Origin of the sequence: Pseudomonas extremorientalis (genome assembly GCF_001870465.1) — a bacterium.
In the GTDB taxonomy this organism is placed as follows: Bacteria; Pseudomonadota; Gammaproteobacteria; order Pseudomonadales; family Pseudomonadaceae; genus Aquipseudomonas; species Aquipseudomonas extremorientalis.
The window spans coordinates 93,153-111,440 of the sequence record NZ_MDGK01000031.1; the positions used below are offsets into that span (position 1 = coordinate 93,153).

At 62.6% G+C, this 18,288-nt stretch carries 20 protein-coding genes; 15 read left to right on the forward strand and 5 right to left on the reverse strand.

Going from position 1 to position 18,288, the window contains the following annotated elements; all coding sequences use genetic code 11:
* Nucleotides 1-102 precede the first annotated feature (102 nt).
* The 4 genes from BFN10_RS12225 (at nucleotide 103) to BFN10_RS12240 (ending at nucleotide 3,190) form a co-directional block, all read left to right on the forward strand.
* On the forward strand, nucleotides 103-840 hold the full coding sequence (locus BFN10_RS12225; RefSeq protein ID WP_231999530.1) for a hypothetical protein: 738 nt from the start codon (nucleotides 103-105) through the stop codon (nucleotides 838-840).
* Between the two features lie 97 nt (nucleotides 841-937).
* Complete coding sequence (gene mpl / locus BFN10_RS12230) at nucleotides 938-2,287, forward strand: UDP-N-acetylmuramate:L-alanyl-gamma-D-glutamyl-meso-diaminopimelate ligase (protein WP_071489881.1); 1,350 nt, start codon at nucleotides 938-940, stop codon at nucleotides 2,285-2,287.
* On the forward strand, nucleotides 2,284-2,913 hold the full coding sequence (gene ubiX, locus BFN10_RS12235) for a flavin prenyltransferase UbiX (protein ID WP_028618086.1): 630 nt from the start codon (nucleotides 2,284-2,286) through the stop codon (nucleotides 2,911-2,913). The genes mpl and ubiX overlap by 4 nt, the downstream gene beginning before the upstream one ends.
* Nucleotides 2,906-3,190, forward strand: coding sequence for a YceK/YidQ family lipoprotein (locus BFN10_RS12240; protein WP_071489882.1), 285 nt, complete (start codon nucleotides 2,906-2,908; stop codon nucleotides 3,188-3,190). The genes ubiX and BFN10_RS12240 overlap by 8 nt, the downstream gene beginning before the upstream one ends.
* Nucleotides 3,191-3,242: 52 nt before the next feature.
* On the opposite strand, the gene BFN10_RS12245 is transcribed toward BFN10_RS12240, so the two are convergent.
* From BFN10_RS12245 to BFN10_RS12255, 3 genes are all read right to left on the reverse strand, one after another.
* Nucleotides 3,243-3,884 (reverse strand): oxidoreductase, encoded by a 642-nt coding sequence (locus BFN10_RS12245; RefSeq protein WP_071489883.1) that lies wholly within the window; start codon nucleotides 3,882-3,884, stop codon nucleotides 3,243-3,245.
* Nucleotides 3,885-3,913: 29 nt separating this feature from the next.
* A complete protein-coding gene (locus BFN10_RS12250; protein WP_071489884.1) occupies nucleotides 3,914-5,632 on the reverse strand; it encodes a C13 family peptidase in 1,719 nt (572 codons plus the stop codon).
* Between the two features lie 105 nt (nucleotides 5,633-5,737).
* On the reverse strand, nucleotides 5,738-6,193 hold the full coding sequence (locus BFN10_RS12255) for a MaoC family dehydratase (protein WP_071489885.1): 456 nt from the start codon (nucleotides 6,191-6,193) through the stop codon (nucleotides 5,738-5,740).
* Between the two features lie 163 nt (nucleotides 6,194-6,356).
* Between BFN10_RS12255 and BFN10_RS12260 the strand changes: the two genes are divergently transcribed.
* The 3 genes from BFN10_RS12260 to BFN10_RS12270 are packed head-to-tail and all read left to right on the forward strand — an operon-like array spanning nucleotide 6,357 to nucleotide 8,035.
* Nucleotides 6,357-6,710, forward strand: a complete 354-nt coding sequence (locus BFN10_RS12260; protein WP_015886074.1) for a CidA/LrgA family protein — start codon at nucleotides 6,357-6,359, stop codon at nucleotides 6,708-6,710.
* A complete protein-coding gene (locus BFN10_RS12265) occupies nucleotides 6,707-7,423 on the forward strand; it encodes an LrgB family protein (RefSeq protein WP_058427779.1) in 717 nt (238 codons plus the stop codon). Before BFN10_RS12260 ends, BFN10_RS12265 begins: the two co-directional genes overlap by 4 nt.
* Nucleotides 7,424-7,444: 21 nt before the next feature.
* On the forward strand, nucleotides 7,445-8,035 hold the full coding sequence (locus BFN10_RS12270) for an LON peptidase substrate-binding domain-containing protein (protein ID WP_058427778.1): 591 nt from the start codon (nucleotides 7,445-7,447) through the stop codon (nucleotides 8,033-8,035).
* On the opposite strand, the gene BFN10_RS12275 is transcribed toward BFN10_RS12270, so the two are convergent.
* The gene (locus BFN10_RS12275) at nucleotides 8,032-9,348 is read right to left on the reverse strand and encodes a bifunctional DedA family/phosphatase PAP2 family protein (RefSeq protein WP_071489886.1); all 1,317 of its coding nucleotides are present in this window, start codon (nucleotides 9,346-9,348) and stop codon (nucleotides 8,032-8,034) included. The genes BFN10_RS12270 and BFN10_RS12275 overlap by 4 nt on opposite strands.
* A 16-nt stretch (nucleotides 9,349-9,364) precedes the next feature.
* Complete coding sequence (locus BFN10_RS12280; protein ID WP_071490027.1) at nucleotides 9,365-10,048, reverse strand: DNA-3-methyladenine glycosylase; 684 nt, start codon at nucleotides 10,046-10,048, stop codon at nucleotides 9,365-9,367.
* Nucleotides 10,049-10,222: 174 nt separating this feature from the next.
* Between BFN10_RS12280 and BFN10_RS12285 the strand changes: the two genes are divergently transcribed.
* From BFN10_RS12285 to BFN10_RS12320, 8 genes are all read left to right on the forward strand, one after another.
* The gene (locus tag BFN10_RS12285; protein ID WP_071489887.1) at nucleotides 10,223-11,488 is read left to right on the forward strand and encodes a glutamate-5-semialdehyde dehydrogenase; all 1,266 of its coding nucleotides are present in this window, start codon (nucleotides 10,223-10,225) and stop codon (nucleotides 11,486-11,488) included.
* Nucleotides 11,488-12,132 carry a nicotinate-nucleotide adenylyltransferase gene (nadD, locus tag BFN10_RS12290; protein WP_071489888.1) on the forward strand — a complete coding sequence of 215 codons (645 nt, stop codon included), beginning with the start codon at nucleotides 11,488-11,490 and terminating at the stop codon, nucleotides 12,130-12,132. The genes BFN10_RS12285 and nadD overlap by 1 nt, the downstream gene beginning before the upstream one ends.
* A 69-nt stretch (nucleotides 12,133-12,201) precedes the next feature.
* Entirely contained in the window at nucleotides 12,202-12,696 is a 495-nt protein-coding gene (rsfS, locus tag BFN10_RS12295; protein ID WP_071489889.1) for a ribosome silencing factor, read from the forward strand.
* A 9-nt stretch (nucleotides 12,697-12,705) separates the two neighbouring features.
* On the forward strand, nucleotides 12,706-13,173 hold the full coding sequence (rlmH, locus tag BFN10_RS12300; protein WP_003176297.1) for a 23S rRNA (pseudouridine(1915)-N(3))-methyltransferase RlmH: 468 nt from the start codon (nucleotides 12,706-12,708) through the stop codon (nucleotides 13,171-13,173).
* 15 nt (nucleotides 13,174-13,188) lie between these two features.
* Complete coding sequence (gene mrdA, locus BFN10_RS12305) at nucleotides 13,189-15,087, forward strand: penicillin-binding protein 2 (RefSeq protein WP_071489890.1); 1,899 nt, start codon at nucleotides 13,189-13,191, stop codon at nucleotides 15,085-15,087.
* Between the two features lie 31 nt (nucleotides 15,088-15,118).
* Nucleotides 15,119-16,222, forward strand: a complete 1,104-nt coding sequence (gene rodA / locus BFN10_RS12310) for a rod shape-determining protein RodA (protein WP_042570827.1) — start codon at nucleotides 15,119-15,121, stop codon at nucleotides 16,220-16,222.
* Nucleotides 16,223-16,239: 17 nt separating this feature from the next.
* Nucleotides 16,240-17,250 (forward strand): lytic murein transglycosylase B, encoded by a 1,011-nt coding sequence (gene mltB, locus BFN10_RS12315; protein ID WP_071489891.1) that lies wholly within the window; start codon nucleotides 16,240-16,242, stop codon nucleotides 17,248-17,250.
* On the forward strand, nucleotides 17,250-18,248 hold the full coding sequence (locus BFN10_RS12320; RefSeq protein ID WP_071489892.1) for a septal ring lytic transglycosylase RlpA family protein: 999 nt from the start codon (nucleotides 17,250-17,252) through the stop codon (nucleotides 18,246-18,248). The genes mltB and BFN10_RS12320 overlap by 1 nt, the downstream gene beginning before the upstream one ends.
* The last annotated feature ends 40 nt before the right edge of the window (nucleotides 18,249-18,288 follow it).

Sequence of the window (18,288 nt, forward strand, 5' to 3'; positions counted from 1 at the left end):
ACACGGGGATCCAGCGTTGGAGGCTCACCGCCACGCCTCAATCCCCCGCCTGCAAGCCCAGCGCCGCCGACGGGGTCTGTGGGAAGTGCCTTCAGGAGTATTTTGCCAAAGATCACTGGCCAGCCGGTGGCCAATGTGATTCCGTCCCAGAGCCATGCTGCTCCCAAGACCTTGGCCGAGGTGACGCAAAACCTGATCGTCGCGGACCGATTGCACAAGGCGGGTGTGTTTTCCACTTCCCCCCAACTCGGCACGGTGGCCCGTGATGCCTTTGTAAATGCGGGGATCAATGGGTTTGTCAGTGCGCCACTCAGTATTGCAACCTACGCAGGGTCCGCTTGGACAGGAGAGGCGATCAAAGGCCAGTACACCTCGCAGACCCCGATTCTGCCACCGGTGCACCAACCGGCCCCCAGCACTCAGGGAGCAACGTACGCGGGCAATGTTTCGACGCAGAATGCCAATGTGGACACGCGACTGGCCCTGGCCGAACTGCGTATCGAGGTCGTGGCGAATAACATCATGGCAATACGGGAGGGGACGGATGCGAAGGCCCTCAAATTGGTTGAACGTGATTCACAGTCTCCGAGTGAGCGACTGGCCGCGCTTGAGGCCTTGTACGACGTCGCCGAAAATCAACTCAAGATGATCGGTGAGGAAAACGACATGATCTTGCGACCTTACAAAGGCGCTTCCGGCGCAACGGCTGGTACCGACGGCAGCCGGCTGGACAGCCTGGATAAGCGTTTTGAGGCGGTGAACAAGTTCATCGGCAAACTCATCGTGCTCAAGGCCACCGACCTACCCGCTGAACCAATGGCTGATACGCCGACTGTCTGAGTTCCTGGGCGGCCTTCCGGGGCCGCCACCTGACAGCTAAAGAGTGCGATTTTCGCCCCCCTGCGCTAACCTGCCTCGATGTTTTACGAGGTCGACTATGCACATTCATATTCTCGGTATTTGCGGCACATTCATGGGCTCGATGGCCGTTCTGGCCAAAGAACTGGGCCACCATGTCACCGGCTCCGACGCCAACGTCTACCCGCCCATGAGCACGCAACTCGAGGCCCAGGGCATCGAGCTGACCCAAGGCTACGACCCGGCGCAATTCGACCCGGTCCCTGACCTGGTGGTTATCGGCAATGCCATGTCTCGTGGCAACCCGGCGGTCGAATACGTCCTCAATAAAGGTTTGCCTTATATGTCCGGCCCGCAGTGGCTGGCGGATCATGTGCTGCAAGGTCGTTGGGTCTTGGCGGTCGCCGGCACCCACGGCAAGACCACCACCAGCAGCATGCTGGCCTGGGTACTGGAGCACGCGGGCATGAGCCCGGGCTTTTTGATCGGCGGTGTGCCGCAGAACTTTTCGGTGTCGGCGCGCCTGGGCGACACGCCGTTCTTCGTGATCGAGGCGGATGAATACGACAGCGCCTTCTTCGACAAGCGCTCCAAGTTCGTTCACTACCGCCCGCGCACGGCAATCCTGAACAACCTGGAATTCGATCACGCTGACATCTTCACCGACCTGGCGGCCATCGAGCGCCAGTTCCACCACTTGGTGCGGACCATTCCGAGCGAAGGCCTGGTGATCCACCCGACCACCGAGCCTGCCTTGCAGCGCGTGATCGAGATGGGCTGCTGGACCCCGGTACAAACCACCGGCGCGGGCGGGCAGTGGCAGGTCAAGTTGCTCAGCGAAGACGGTTCCCGCTTTGAAGTGCTGTTCGAGGGCGAGGCCCAAGGCATCGTCGAGTGGGACATGACCGGCCAGCATAACGTCGCCAACGCTTTGGTGACCCTGGCGGCTGCGCGGCATGTAGGCGTAGTGCCGTCCATGGGCATCGCCGCGCTGAGTGCATTCAAGAGCGTGAAACGGCGTATGGAAAAGGTCGCCGACGTGAATGGGGTTACCATCTACGACGACTTTGCCCACCACCCGACGGCGATTGCCACCACCCTGGATGGCCTGCGCAAGCGCGTTGGCGATGCGCCGATCATTGCGATTGTCGAGCCGCGCTCCAACTCCATGAAGCTTGGCGCGCACCGCGACGGCCTGCCGGAAAGCGTCAACGATGCCGACCAGGTGGTCTGGTACGCACCGGCCAATCTCGGCTGGGACCTGCCGGCGATTGCCGCCCTGTGCACGGTGCCGTCCAGCGTCTGCGACTCCATCGAAGGCATCATCGAACACGTCAAGCACCAGGCCAAGCCCGGCACTCACGTAGTGGTCATGAGCAACGGCGGCTTTGGCGGCCTGCATGGCAAGTTGGCCGAGGCGCTGAAATGAGCGGCCCGGAGCGCGTCACCCTGGCGATGACCGGTGCATCCGGCGCACCCTATGGTTTGCGTCTGCTCGATTGCCTGGTGCGTGAAGACCGCGAAGTGCATTTCCTGATCTCCAAGGCCGCGCAGCTGGTGATGGCCACCGAGACCGACGTGGCGCTGCCGCCCAAGGTGCAGACCATGCAGGCCTTCCTCACCGAATACACCGGTGCGGCGGCGGGGCAGATCAAGGTCTACGGCAAAGAGGACTGGATGTCGCCGGTGGCGTCCGGCTCGGGAGCGCCGGCGGCGATGGTGGTGGTGCCGTGTTCCACGGGCACCTTGTCGGCGATTGCCACGGGGGCCTGCAACAACCTGATCGAGCGGGCGGCGGACGTCACGCTGAAGGAGCGCCGCCAGTTGATCCTGGTGCCGCGAGAAGCGCCGTATTCGAGCATTCACCTGGAGCACATGCTCAAGTTGTCGAACATGGGCGTGACCATTCTGCCGGCCTCGCCGGGTTTCTATCACCAGCCGCAGACCATCGATGACCTGGTGGACTTTGTGGTGGCGCGCATTCTCAACCTGCTGAACATTCCCCAGGACATGCTGCCACGTTGGGGCGAGCACCATTTGAGCAGCGATGAATAAGGCGCTGCTGGTCCTGCTGGCGCTGCAACTGACGGGCTGCGCCACCGCGCGTACGTTGGACGCGGCGCAACCGGGTGCGCCGGTGGTGTATGCCGGCACGCGCTTGGATTTGTATGCAATGAATGGTGGCTGCTGCGCCAAGGACAGGTTTGGTGCCGAGGCGCCGAGTTATCCTGGGGTGGATCTGCCGGCGAGTGCGTTGCTCGATACCTTGTTGTTGCCGCTGTCGGTTTTGACGGTGTTGGGCGTTGGTTTCAACGCCACGGGCGGCCTGTAACCCTGTGGCGAGCCCGCTCGCCACAGCAAGCCCTTCAGTGGGAAGGGACCGGTTATTTGCCGAGTTTGCGCAACTCGTCCGACTCCACTACCCGCACCCCATCCTGCTCTTCCAGCGCCAGGCGCCACATGGCGCGGGCCAGTTCGCACACTTCAATGCCGTGGTATTTGCCCGGAATCAACCGCGACAGCGGCCCGGCCAATTGCTCCGCCAGGCGCGGTTGCAAGCGTTCCCCCAGCAACAACGACGGCCGCACGATGGTCAGCTGTGGCCAGTCCTGGGCCCTCAAGGCTTGTTCCATTTCCCCCTTGACGCGGTTGTAGAACACCGAGGATTTGGAGTCGGCGCCAATCGCGCTGATCACGATCAGGTGCCGCGCACCCATTTCCCGCGCACGCTTGGCGAAGGCCACGACCATATCCAGGTCAACCGCGCGAAAGGCGGCTTCGGAACCGGCTTGTTTGAGGGTGGTGCCCAGGCAGCAGAAGGCGATATCTACCCGGCCGCTCAGTTGTGGCAGGAGCACCGCCGGGTCGCCCACCGGGTTGTCCAAATGCGGGTGTTGGGCCAGCGGCTTGCGGCTGGGCGCAAGCACGCGGGTCACGGTGGGTTCGTTGAGCAGGCGGTCGAGCAGGTGTTCGCCGGTAAGGCCGGTGGCTCCGGCGAGCAAGATATGCTGAGGCGTCAGGTACATGGTGTTTCCCCCTTGTTACACGTTACAGCTTAGTTGCCTTTGGCTTCCTTGCTATTCATTGAGACGCTTTCCAGCGCCTTTCGTGCCTGCTGTTTGCGTAATAATTGCCAGTGGGCGATCACACCCTTGGGGGCCCAGATCTGCGGTTCGGAGGCTTCGAAGTTGTCCGCCTGTTCGCGTTCGGCCACATGCAGTTGCGCCAGCTTGAAGGCTTGCTGCAAGTCGTCGGTCTGGTTGAGGGCTTGGGCGAAGAGGGCGTCGCCGAAGTAGGTGAAGTCGGCTTCCTCGGAGCAGCCGAAGGACACGCGGTCGGCCCGGGACGCGGTCATGATCAGCGTGTGCTCATCCTTCAGGGCCGGGATGAAGCCGCCGGAGTAGCAGGCCGAAATCACCACGATCTTGTCGCGGTTCTTCAGCGGTGCCAGCACGGCCGCCAGCTCATCGGCTGGCAGGTCGGCCAGCTCCATACGCGGCTGGTCCAGCACCAATTCGTGTTCGTGGGTACCGTGGCTGGTCATGTAGATGAACACCAGGTCTTCCGGGCCGGTGCGCTCGGCCAGGGTTTGCACGGCGCGCCGCAGGCTTTCGCGGGTGGCCAGGGGGCGATCGGTGATGTGGTCGCGGTGATTGACCAGGCGAATCTGCCCGCGTGCGCCGAAGCGGGTGGCGAGCATATTGCTGACGTAATCGGCTTCGCGCAGGAACACGCTTTGTTTACCGTCGCCAGCCACGGCCAGGGTGTACAGCTCCACGGCGGGGGTGGAGGCGGGCACGGCGGCGAGGGCTGCATCCAGCAGGCGGCCTTGGGCCAGCACGCCGATTTCCAGGGGGTCGGGCAGCAGTTTGCCGTCGGCGTCACGCACGCGCATGCCATTGACCCAGGTACCGGCCTGCACGGTGCCGTCGGTGAGGACCAGGGTGCCTTTGCCTTGATAGTTGTCGCCGTCGAAACCGCCGATATAGAAGCTGCCATCGGTGAGGTTCAGGCGGCCTTCACCGGTAAAGCGCCAGTCGCTGAACTGGCCGACGTAGTGGCTGCCATCCACACCGATCAATTCGCCCTTGCCGCTGAGCGCGCCTTCCTTGAATTGGCCGATCCACACGTCGCCGTCGGCGTTCTCGTAGCGGCCCTTGCCGTTGAGTTGGTTCTGCTTGAACTGGCCGACATAGATGTCGCCGTCGGCGCTGTTGAAGGTGCCGTTGCCTTCCAATTGGCCATCGACGAAATGGCCGCTGAACTGGTTGCCGCTGTCGTCGTTGCGCTGGCCTTCGCCATTGGGCTTGCCGTGGGCGAACTGGCCCTGGTACTGGCTGCCGTCCGCCAGTTCCAGGCGACCAAGGCCGGAATACTGGTCGTCCTTGAATTCGCCGCGATAGGTCATCTGCCCCTCTTTGAGGGTGCCTTCGCCATTGCGTCGTCCGTTCTTGAAGCCGCCCACGTAGTGGCTGCCCGCCGTGGTCAGGCTGCCCTGGCCATCGAACAGGCCTTGCTGGAACCGGCCTTTATAGACTTCGCCGTTACTGCCATGCCATTCGCCCTGGCCGTGCCACTGGCCCTTGTCGAACTGCCCGGCATACCAGCTGCCGTTGGGGTAGTCCACGCGGCCCTGGCCCTGCAGCAAGCCATCGACCACATCACCCCGGTAGCGGCCGCCATCAGGCAGGCGCGCATCGGGCGGCAACAGCGATTCGCCATCTCCGCAAGCGGTGAGCAACAGGGCAAGGGCGAGGGGAGCGAGTGGGCGCATAGCGGGATCCGGATAATTGAGCGCCGAGTATGCCGCAGCTGCGAGTTTCATACATAAATTTACATACGCTGTGGTGAGGTTTATTTCCCCACCACAGGCACGGCCTTATACAAAGCAGAGTGACAACGACTCGGCAATGTAAGCCGGTTTTTCCTGGCCTTCGATTTCCAGGGTGCAGGTTGCCTTGAGCAACCACTGGCCGGGCTTTTTCTCGGACACGTCGGTGAGGGTGACCGCCAGGCGCACGTTGGAGTTGACCTTCACCGGCTGGATGAAACGCACGCTGTCCAAACCATAATTGACTGCCATCTTCAGGCCTTCGGGCATGATCAGGATGTCTTCGATCAGCTTGGGAATCAGCGACAACGACAGGAAGCCGTGGGCGATGGTGCTGCCGAATGGCGTTTGCGCGGCCTTGACCGGGTCGACGTGGATGAACTGATGATCGCCCGTGGCCTCGGCGAACAGGTTGATGCGTGCCTGGTCGATGGTGAGCCATTCGGAACGTCCCAGTTCCTTGCCGACATAGTCTTTGAGCTGCGCTACGGGTACATGGGGCATTGCGTCTCTCCTTGGTTCATCGGTGCTGTTTTTATCGATTACAGAGAACCAATGTAGATCATCATGGCCAATCGGCTCGGTCAACCCACCATGCTTTTGGCGAATGCCGGCGCATAGGGCGGGCATGCTTATAATGCGGGCGAGTTTCGAGGGGGAAGAACGGATGCTGTTACGGGGCCTGACCTGGCTGGTGCTGTTTCAATTGATCGGCACCGCGATCAATCATTTGCTGTTGCCGGTACTGCCGGGGCCGATCATCGGGCTGCTGCTGATGCTGGGCTTCCTGGTCTGGCGTGGCGAAGTCGGCGAGCCATTGAGCCTGGCCGCCAGCAGCCTGTTGCGCTACTTGCCGTTGCTGCTGGTGCCGCCGGCGGTAGGCGTGATGGTGTATGCCAAGGACATCGCCGCGGACTTCTGGGCCATTGTCGGTGCGCTGGTGTTGTCACTGGTGATTGCCATGGGCTTTGTCGGCGTGTTGATGCAGCAGATGGTCAAGCGCAAGGAGAAGGATCAATGACCGTCGACTGGCAGGGCGCCTGGACGGCCGTAATCCATCACCCGCTGTTCGGCATTGGCATCACCCTGGGTGCCTATCAACTGGTACTGGCCGGTTTCGAGAAAACCCGCTGGATCTTCCTGCAGCCTGTACTGGTTTCCATGCTGCTGGTGATCGGCGTACTGATCAGCTGTGGCCTGAGCTACGCCGAGTACCGCAAGAGCACCGAGATCATGGGCATCCTGCTGGGCCCGGCGACGGTGGCCCTGGCGGTGCCGCTCTATTTGAACCTGCGGCGCATTCGCCAATTGTTCTGGCCGATTTTTACTACGCTGGTGATAGGCGGGGTGTTGGCCACCGGCCTGTGTGTACTGCTGGGCTGGTGGTTTGGCGCCGAACACAGGATGTTGATGACCATGGCGCCCAAGTCGGTGACCTCGCCGATCGCCATGCTGGTGGCCGAGCAGATTGGCGGTGTGGCGGCATTGGCGGCGGTGTTTGTGCTGATCACCGGGGTGATCGGCGCGATGATCGGCCCGGCATACCTGTCGCGCCTGGGCGTGCACAGCCCTGAGGCGCGGGGCATGGCCCTGGGCATGACCGCCCACGCGGTCGGCACCTCAGTGGCGTTGCAGGAAAGCGAAGAGTGCGGCGCCTTTGCGGCGCTGGCCATGAGTCTGATGGGCGTGGCCACGGCAGTGTTCCTGCCGCTGGCTGTGTCGGTGATCGTTTAAACCGGGTTTAAGGAAACCTTTATGAGTCTGGCGCTGTTCCCACTCAATACCGTGCTGTTCCCAGGCTGCACCCTCGACCTGCAATTGTTCGAGGCGCGCTATCTGGACATGGTCGCCCGCTGCATGAAAAAGGGCGAAAGCTTCGGCGTGGTGTGCATCCTCGACGGCAAGGAAGTGGGTCTGGCCCCGGACGGCTACGCGCTGATCGGCTGTGAAGCGCTGATCCGCGACTTCAAGCAGCAGGACAATGGCCTGCTGGGGATTCGTGTCGAAGGCGGTCGCCGGTTCCGGGTGCGTGACGCGGGCGTGCAGAAAGACCAACTGCTGGTGGCTGATGTGCAGTGGCTCGAAGAACTGCCGGATCAACCGCTGGAAGAAGAGGACGCCGACCTGCTGGCATTGCTCCAGGCGTTGGCCGAGCATCCGATGGTGGCCTCTCTGGACATGGACGCCCACGCCGACGGGCAGCAAGCCTTGGGCAATCAACTGGCGTATCTGCTGCCATTCACCGAGGCCGACAAGATCGACCTGCTGCAACTCGACGACCCGCAGCAGCGCCTGGATGCGATCCAGATGCTGCTCGATGAGTTGCAGGGTGAGTTGTTCACTTAATAGGCATAACGCAGCAGGGCGTGGGGCGTGCCGGTGAGGGCGATAAAGCTGAGCACCGCCACCAATGCTGGCAGCAACAGCCACCAGGCTTTTTGCGGCATCGCCGGCAGCGGGCTGCGGTACTGGCTGACCCCCAGGCTGAACGCACATACCGTCATCGCCAGCAGCGTGCCGGCCAGGATGTCTGTGGGCCAATGCGCGCCCAGGTAGACCCGCGACAATGCGATAAAGGCGGCGGGAATGCAGCCCAGCAGCATCCAGGTCAGGCGTAGTCGGATGGGTTGCCCGCGCCCGGCCAGGACCGCGAGGGCCAGGAAAAACGCAAACGCGCCGGATGCATGGCCGCTGGGCATACTGAAACTGGTCAGTGGGTCTGTGAGGATTTCCGGGCGGCCACGGGCGAAAAACAACTTGGTTCCGGTGTTGATCACCGCCGCACCGGCGAGGGTCGCGCCGACAAACACCGCATGGCGCCATTGCCGAGCCACTAGCAGCAAGCCGGTAAACACGGCGCTGGCGACGAACATCTTCTTGAATTCGCCCAGTTGGGTGATGCGCACCATCACTTCGTCCAGCCAGGGGCTGCGGTGCTCCTGTACCAGGGCGCTCAGGCCCTGGTCAAAGTCATTGAGGTGGGGGTAGCCGATAAACAAGGCGATCAACATCGTCAGGCTGGCGCAACCGATCCAAAGGGTGGCGCGACGATGGCCGCGCAGGCTGCTGTTCAAGCTCAGGCCCACCACCACCGCGATACAGGCTGCTACCACTCCCGCTTCAGGCCAGAAACCCTCCGGCAATGGCAGGCGGAACGCGGCGCCGGTCGCCCAGCCTGGCAGCAGGTACGCCACCGACCAGCCCGCCGCCGCCACGAGGCTGACAATCGCAAAACGCGGGAAGGGCATGTCGCACATCCCGGCCACCATCGGCAGCATGGGCCGCAGCGGGCCGATGAAGCGCCCGACCAGCAGGCTGGCAATGCCGTACTTGTGGAAGTAGGTTTCGGCGCCGTTCATCCATTCCGGGTGATGACGCAAGCCGGGCAAGCGCCGGATGTTCTGGTGGAAATGTCGCCCCAAGTAGTAGGAAACCCCGTCACCCAACAATCCGCCGAGGAAGCCCAGCAGCAGGGTCTCGCTCAGTGACAGCGCGCCGCTGCCGGCGAGGGCGGCAATGGCAAACAACAATACCGTGCCCGGCACGATCAGCCCGGCGATGGCCAGGCACTCCACGCAGGCGACAATAAACACCGCGACCGCCAGCCATTCGGGGTTCAGGGTCAACCAGCCGGTAATGCTATCGAGCCATTGGCCCATACAATCCACTCCATGCTCAAATCAAAAAATAATCGCGGCCTTCGACCTGGCCCCTGCGCAGCGGGTTCCGCGTGCAATAAGGCGCGTAGCCAGCATCGACGAAGCGGTACATCAGGTGTTCATCACGCCCGCTGGGGATCCCCAGGCGGGTGGTCTGGATGATCTGGGTCGGGGTCTGCCCCACATCCTCCACGTAGAGCCGTTCCTGATCGAAGCGCTTGGCATCCCACATCGGCACCTTCAGGCCCAAGGCCTTACACAGCAGGGTCTGGCCGGCGCACAGTTTTTGCGAGGCGCGGGGGCTGCCGTCGGGGTTCGGGTTGTTCAACAACATCTGTGCCAGGCTGGCCGGGCCTGATACGTCATCGACCCATGGATAGGCCGATTTGATCAACACGGCATTGCCTGGTCCATGGGCGCTGAAGTTCAGCGAATCGCCACCCCGGGCGTAGTACATGTAGATATGCCCGCCATCCAGAAACAAAGCCTTACGCTTTTCTGTGTAGCCCAATGAGGCGTGACTGCCTTTTTCCGCCACGTAATAGGCTTCGGTTTCAATAATCCGTGCTGAAAGCCAGGTTTCACCGACGCGATGGCGGATGACTTTGCCGAGCAATTCTTGCGCAAGCAGTTGCGCGTCACGGTCGAAGAAGCAGTCGGGCAGGGCGCTGGCGGGGAGTTGCGGCGATGAACTGGGCATGGCGGTCAGGGTAAATACGGCTAAATGTGACGGAATCATAACAACTCCCACCTTAATTACTGCTGAACCCCAGGTTTTTACAGTTCATTTCGACCATCCGCCCCTCACCGCTGTCAGTCGGGCGGCGTCACAGCTATAATCTGCCGCTTTCCTCCCTGCCAAGACTCCCTGACCATGACTGAGTCCGTTCTTGACTACATGACCCGCCTGGGTCGCGCTGCCCGTCAGGCCTCGCGGTTGATCGCCCGTGCGAGCACTGCGCAGAAGAACCGCGCCTTGCTGGCCGCCGCCGATGCCCTGGATGCTTCGCGCTCCGAGCTCAGCGCCGCCAACGAGCAAGACCTGGCCAACGGCCGCGCCAATGGCCTGGAGCCGGCCCTGCTGGACCGCCTGGCACTGACCCCGGCACGTATCGACGACATGATCGAAGGCCTGCGTCAGGTGGCCAAGCTGCCTGACCCCATCGGTGAAATCCGCGACATGCGTTACCTGCCGTCCGGCATTCAGGTCGGCAAGATGCGCGTGCCCCTGGGCGTGATCGGTATCATTTACGAGTCGCGTCCGAACGTGACCATCGACGCCGCGAGCCTGTGCCTGAAGTCTGGCAACGCCACCATCCTGCGCGGCGGTTCCGAGGCGATCAATTCCAACCGTGCCATCGCGGCCTGCATCCAGCAGGGCCTGGCCGTGGCCGAGCTGCCCGCCGAAGTGGTGCAAGTGGTGGAAACCACCGACCGCGCCGCCGTGGGTGCGCTGATCACCATGCCGGAATTCGTCGACGTGATCGTGCCGCGTGGCGGCAAGAGCCTGATCGAGCGCGTCAGCCGCGATGCCAAGGTGCCCGTGATCAAGCACCTGGACGGCGTGTGCCACGTGTACATCGACATCGCCGCCGACATCGACAAGGCGATCCGCATCGCCGACAACGCCAAGACCCACCGCTACGCCCCGTGCAACACCATGGAAACCCTGCTGGTGCACGTCGGCATTGCCGAGCGCGTGCTACCGCCGCTGGCTGCCATCTACCGCGACAAGGGCGTCGAGCTGCGCGGTTGCGAGCGCACCCGTGCGCTGCTGGGCGCGGACGTGATCGAGGCGACCGAGCTGGACTGGTACACCGAATACACCGCGCCGATCCTGTCGATCAAGATCGTCGATGACCTCGACGAAGCCATCGAACACATCAACACCTACGGCTCGAAGCACACCGACGCTATTGTTTCCGAGCATTTCAGCGATGCGCGGCGCTTCCTCAACGAAGTGGATTCCGCCTCGGTGATGATCAACGCTTCGACACGCTTTGCCGACGGCTTCGAATACGGCCTGGGCGCAGAGATCGGCATTTCCACCGACAAGCTCCACGCCCGTGGCCCGGTCGGGCTGGAAGGCCTGACCAGCGAGAAGTACGTGGTGTTCGGCGACGGTCATGTGCGCACTTGATGGGTAAACGCATCGGGCTGCTCGGCGGTACCTTCGACCCCGTGCACATCGGCCATTTGCGCAGTGCCCTGGAAGTTGCGGATGCCCTCGCGCTGGACGAGCTGCGCGTGATGCCCAATGCGCGGCCGCCCCATCGCGATACGCCGCAGGTATCGCCGCAGCAGCGCCTGGAAATGGTGCGCCTGGCGGTGGAAGGCATAACGCCGCTGGTGGTGGACGACCGCGAGCTCAAGCGCGATAAACCGTCCTACACTGTTGACACCCTGGAGCTGATGCGCGCCGAGTTGGCCGCGGATGACCAGTTGTTTTTGCTTCTGGGCTGGGACGCTTTTTGCGGCCTGCCCTCTTGGCATCGCTGGGAGGAACTCCTCCAGCATTGCCACATCCTGGTTCTGCAACGCCCGGATGCCGACAGCGAACCGCCGGATGCCTTGCGCAACCTGCTGGCCGCGCGGTCGGTAAGTGACCCCTTGGCCCTGACCGGGCCGAACGGGAATATTGCATTCGTCTGGCAGACCCCGCTTGCGGTGTCCGCCACCCAGATCCGTCAACTGCTGGCCAGCGGGAAGTCGGTACGTTTCCTGGTGCCTGACGCGGTCCTGGCCTACATCGATGCGCACGGGCTTTACCGTGCGTCGAACTGAAAAGGCGCGCTTGAACGCACGAAAAATCGTACGGCAGGCGCCCGAACATACGAGCAAAACGAGTTTTATATGATGAACAAAGACGTAAGCAAAGTTAAGCGCAAAGGCACTTTCAAAAGCGCGCCGTTGCCGGTTGAAGCCCACGTAGGCCCGGAACTGGCCGGCGAAGAGCTGGTAAAGGTTGCCGTGGCTGCCCTGGAGGACGTCAAGGCCCAGGATATCCAGGTGCTGGACGTGCGCGACAAGCAGAGCATCACCGACTTCATGATCATCGCCACCGGTACCTCGAACCGCCAGATCGGCGCGATGCTCGACAAGGTTCGCGAAGCCGTCAAAGCCCAAGGCGTGAAGCCGCTGGGTGAAGAAGGCAAGGGCGACAGCGACTGGGTGCTGCTGGACATGGACGATGTGATCGTTCACATGATGACCTCCAACGCCCGCCAGTTCTACGACCTGGAGCGTCTGTGGAAAGGCGCCGAGCAGAGCCGTGCCGCCGATGGCAAGCACCACAGCCCGGAAGTGGGCCACGCGCACTTCGACAAGCTGAACAAAGACCAGGAATAAGGAACGGCTGTGCGCCTGCGTCTGATTGCTGTCGGTTCACGCATGCCCAAGTGGGTGGAAGAAGGCTGGCACGAGTATGCCAAGCGTCTGCCCGCCGAGCTGTCGCTGGAACTGGTAGAGATACCGCTCAATACCCGGGGCAAGAATGCCGACGTGGCGCGCTTTATCCGTCAGGAAGGCGAAGCCATGCTGGCCAAGGTCGGCCCCAACGAGCGCATCGTCACCCTCGAAGTGCACGGCAAGCCCTGGAGCACCGAGCAGCTGGCGGTGGAACTGGATCGCTGGCGCCTGGACTCGCGTACGGTCAACTTCATGGTCGGCGGCCCCGAAGGGCTGGCGCCGGAAGTCTGTGCGCGGGCGGACCAGCGCTGGTCGCTGTCGGCGCTGACGCTGCCGCACCCGTTGGTAAGGATCCTGATCGGTGAACAGCTGTATCGCGCCTGGACAGTCCTGTCCGGGCACCCTTACCACAAATAATCTGCGCCCCTCCCGATGACCCAACCGATCCGCATCAAGGACCACGAGAAAGACGCACGTCTCGTACGCGCACGCGTGGTGTTTGGCGCGATCATGGTGGTGGCGTTGTTGGGCGTGCTGATCGCCCGTCTGTATTTCCTGCAGGTGATCCAGTACGACTATCACTCCACGCTGTCGGAAAACAACCGGGTGCATGTGCAGCCGATCCCGCCGACCCGTGGGCTGATTTTCGACCGTAATGGCGTGGTGGTGGCGGACAACCGGCCCAGCTTCAGCCTGAGCATGACCCGCGAGCGCTCTGGCGACTGGCAGCAGATCCTCGATGTGATCGTCGAGGTGCTGCAGCTGACGCCGGAAGACCGGGTGATCTTCGAGAAACGCATGAAGCAGGGGCGCCGGCCTTTCGAGCCGGTGCCGATCCTGTTCGAGCTGACCGAAGAGCAGATCGCGCGGATCGCGGTGAACCAGTTCCGCCTGCCGGGTGTGGAAGTGGTGGCGCAGTTGGTGCGGCATTACCCGCAGGGGCCGCACTTTGCTCACTCCGTCGGCTATATGGGGCGGATCAACGAGAAAGAGCTGAAAACCCTCGATCCGGTGAATTACAGCGGCACCCACCATATCGGCAAGACCGGCATCGAGCGTTTTTATGAGCCCGAGCTGCACGGCCAGGTGGGTTACGAGGAAGTCGAGACCAACGCCCGTGGCCGCGTGCTGCGGGTGCTCAAGCGCACCGACCCGGTACCGGGCAAGGACATCGTGCTGAGCCTGGACATCAAGTTGCAGGAAGCGGCTGAGATGGCCCTGGGCGGGCGTCGCGGCGCAGTGGTTGCCCTGGACCCCGCTACCGGTGAAGTCCTGGCGATGGTCAGCCAGCCGAGTTTCGACCCCAACCTGTTTGTGACCGGGATCAGCTTCAAGGCCTACGCCGAGTTGCGCGATTCCATTGATCGTCCGCTGTTCAATCGCGTGCTGCGCGGTCTGTACCCGCCGGGTTCGACCATCAAGCCGGCGGTGGCGATTGCCGGCCTGGACGCGGGTGTGGTTACCGCTTCCAGCCGCGTGTTCGACCCGGGCTACTACATGCTGCCCAACTACGATCACAAATACCGTAACTGGAACCGCACCGGCGACGGCTTTGTCGACCTGGACACCGCAATCATGCGCTCCAACGACACCTATTTTTACGACCTGGCCCATAAGCTCGGGATCGATCGCCTCTCTGCCTACATGGGCAAGTTCGGCCTCGGCCAGAAAGTCTCCCTGGACATGTTCGAAGAGTCCCCCGGCCTGATGCCGTCGCGGGAGTGGAAGCGCGCAACCCGCCGCCAGGCGTGGTTCCCGGGCGAAACTCTGATCCTCGGTATCGGCCAGGGCTACATGCAGGCCACGCCGCTGCAACTGGCCCAGGCCACGGCGTTGGTCGCCAACAAAGGCATCTGGAACCGTCCGCACCTGGCCAAGACCATCGAGGGCGAGAAGCCTCTGGATGAAAACCCGATCCCGAACATCGTGCTGCGCGATCCGTCCGACTGGACCAAGGTCAACCATGGCATGCAGCAAGTGATGCACGGTGCACGCGGCACCGCACGCAAGGCGGCCATTGGTGCGCAGTACCGCATTGCCGGCAAGAGCGGTACTGCCCAGGTGGTGGCGATCAAGCAGGGCGAAAAATACGACCGCTCCAAGGTTCAGGAACGCCACCGCGACCACGCCTTGTTTGTCGGCTTTGCCCCGGCGGACGACCCGAAAATCGTGGTCGCGGTGATGGTCGAGAACGGCGAGTCCGGCTCCGGCGTCGCGGCGCCCGTGGTGCGCCAGGTGATGGACGCCTGGCTGCTGGCCGACGACGGCAGGCTCAAGCCCGAATATGGCGGCCCCCCTTCAAGCACCGAGGTTACGGCCCGTGAAGAGTAATTTTGACCGCATCCTCTCCAGTGAGGATGTGATGCGTCGCCGTGCGACGTTGCTGCAACGCATGCACATTGATGGCCCGCTGCTGATCCTGCTGCTGACCCTGGCGGCCGGCAGCCTGTTCGTGCTGTATTCGGCCAGCGGCAAGAACTGGGACCTGCTGATCAAGCAGGCGTCGTCGTTCGGCCTGGGCTTGTTGTCGATGGTGGTGATCGCCCAGCTCGAGCCGCGTTTCATGGCGCGCTGGGTGCCGTTGGGCTACGTCGCCGGGGTGTTGTTGCTGGTGGTGGTCGACGTGATGGGCCACAACGCCATGGGTGCGACCCGCTGGATCAACATCCCGGGGGTGATTCGCTTCCAACCGTCGGAATTCATGAAGATCCTGATGCCCGCGACCATTGCCTGGTACCTGTCCAAGCGCACCTTGCCGCCGCAGCTCAAACATGTGGGCATCAGCCTGATCCTGATTGGCGTGCCGTTCATCCTGATCGTGCGCCAACCCGACCTCGGCACCTCGCTGCTGATCCTGGCGGGTGGCGCGTTCGTGCTGTTCATGGGCGGCTTGCGCTGGCGCTGGATCCTCAGCGTGCTTGCCGCTGCCGTGCCGGTGGCCGTGGCCATGTGGTTCTTCTTTATGCACGACTACCAGAAGCAGCGGATCCTCACGTTCCTCGACCCGGAAAGCGATCCGCTGGGTACCGGCTGGAACATCATCCAGTCGAAGGCCGCCATCGGCTCCGGCGGGGTATTTGGTAAGGGTTGGTTACTGGGCACCCAGTCGCACCTGGACTTTTTGCCCGAGAGCCACACCGACTTCATTATTGCGGTGATGGGCGAAGAGTTCGGCCTGGTGGGCATTTGCGCGCTGTTGCTGATCTATCTGCTGTTGATTGGTCGCGGCCTGGTGATCACCGCGCAGGCGCAGACGCTGTTCGGCAAATTGCTCGCCGGCGCCCTGACCATGACTTTTTTTGTTTACGTTTTCGTCAACATCGGTATGGTCAGTGGCCTGTTGCCGGTGGTTGGGGTGCCGTTGCCATTCATTAGCTACGGCGGAACTTCGCTGGTGACATTGCTGTCAGCGTTTGGGGTTTTGATGTCGATTCATACGCATCGCAAATGGATCGCACAGGTTTGAATAAGGTGAAGATGTCAATGCAAGTAATGCGCGGCTGGGCGACTCGGCACGCGTCCTGGATGGGCCTGATTGGGCTGCTGGGCGCAACGCAGGAGGCGCAGGCCGGTGACTATGATGGTTCACCCCAGGTCGCCGAATTTGTCGGTGAGATGACCCGCGACTATGGTTTCGCCGGTGAACAGCTGATGGGCGTGTTCCGCGAAGCCCAGAAAAAGCAGGCGATCCTCGACGCCATCTCGCGCCCCGCCGAACGTGTGAAGCAGTGGAAGGAATATCGCCCGATGTTCCTCACCGACGCCCGCGTGGCCCGTGGTGTGGACTTCTGGCGCCAGCACGAGGCCGTGCTGGCCCGCGCCGAGCAGGAGTACGGCGTGCCGGCCCAGGTCATCGTTGCGATCATTGGCATTGAAACCTTCTACGGGCGCAATACCGGCAGCTATCGGGTGATCGACGCCTTGTCGACCCTGGGCTTCGATTATCCGCCCCGCGCCGAGTTCTTCCGCAAGGAACTGCGCGAATTCCTGCTGCTGGCCCGCGAAGAGCAGGTCGACCCGCTGAGCCTCAAAGGTTCCTATGCCGGTGCGATGGGCTTGCCGCAGTTCATGCCGAGCAGCTTCCGCGCCTATGCAGTGGACTTCGACGGCGACGGGCATATCAATATCTGGAGCAACCCCGACGACGCCGTCGGCAGCGTGGCCAGCTACTTCAAGCGCCATGGCTGGGTCGCCGGCGAGCCGGTGGTGATCCGCGCCGATGTCAGTGGGGACCGCGTCGATGAAGGTCTGACTCAGGGCATCGAGCCGGCCAAGACGGTCGGGGAGTTGCGGGCGCTGGGCTGGTCGAGTCAGAATGCGCTGCCTGACGATATGCCGGTCACGGCATTCCGCCTTGAGGGCGAAAACGGCCCGGAATACTGGATGGGCCTGAAGAATTTCTACGCAATCACGCGTTATAACCGCAGTGTGATGTACGCCATGGCCGTGCATCAGCTGTCAGACATGCTGGTCCAAGCACGGGGCACTAAGTAATGCGGGCATCGCCGTTCAATCAACCGCTCAAGCTGGTGGCGTTCGTCGCGTTGTCCCTGCTGGTCGTCAGTTGCTCCACCAGCCGCGGTCCGGCGCAGAAGTCCGGGGGCACCGCAGTTCGTTCCCAGCCGGGCCTGGACATCAACCGTGCGCACAAAGACGGCGCGCCGTGGTGGGATGTCGATGTGTCGAAGATCCCGGACGCCACGCCCACCCTGCACACCGGTGCCTACAAGGCCAACCCGTACACCGTGCTGGGCAAGACCTATTTCCCGTTGCAGGACTCCAAGACCTACGTGCAATCGGGCACGGCGTCCTGGTACGGCACCAAGTTCCATGGCCAGAACACTGCCAACGGCGAAGTGTATGACCTGTATGGCATGAGTGCGGCGCACAAGACCCTGCCGCTGCCGAGCTATGTGCGGGTGACCAACCTGGACAACAACCGCACGGTGATCCTGCGCGTCAACGACCGTGGCCCGTTTTACTCGGACCGTATCATCGACCTGTCCTACGCCGCCGCCAAGAAACTCGGCTACGCCGAAACCGGCACTGCGCGGGTCAAGGTCGAAGGCATCGACCCGGCGCAGTACTGGGCCCAGCGCGGCAAGCCGGCGCCGTTGATGCTCAACGAGCCGCAGACACCACAACCGCAAATTACCGCATCGGCCGGCAAGGTCGAGCAGTGGACACCGCCGCCACAGCAGCACGCCCCGGACACCGTGGCTGTGCCGCAGGCTGCCCAGGGCGCGTCGCTGGCTGGCGGCCAATACTTGCAGGTGGGCGCTTTCGCCAACCCGGATGCGGCAGAACTGTTAAGGTCCAAGCTCAGCAGCATGGTCAACGCGCCGGTCTTCATCAGTTCCATCGTGCGTAACCAGCAGACATTGCACCGTGTGCGCATGGGCCCGATCGGCTCGCCGAGCGAAGTGGCGCAAGTGCAGAACAGCGTGCGCCTGGCCAACCTGGGGCAACCCAGCGTGGTCACCGCTGAATAAACAGAATTGATGGTTCTGGCCCGTGTGCGGGGCAGGGCTG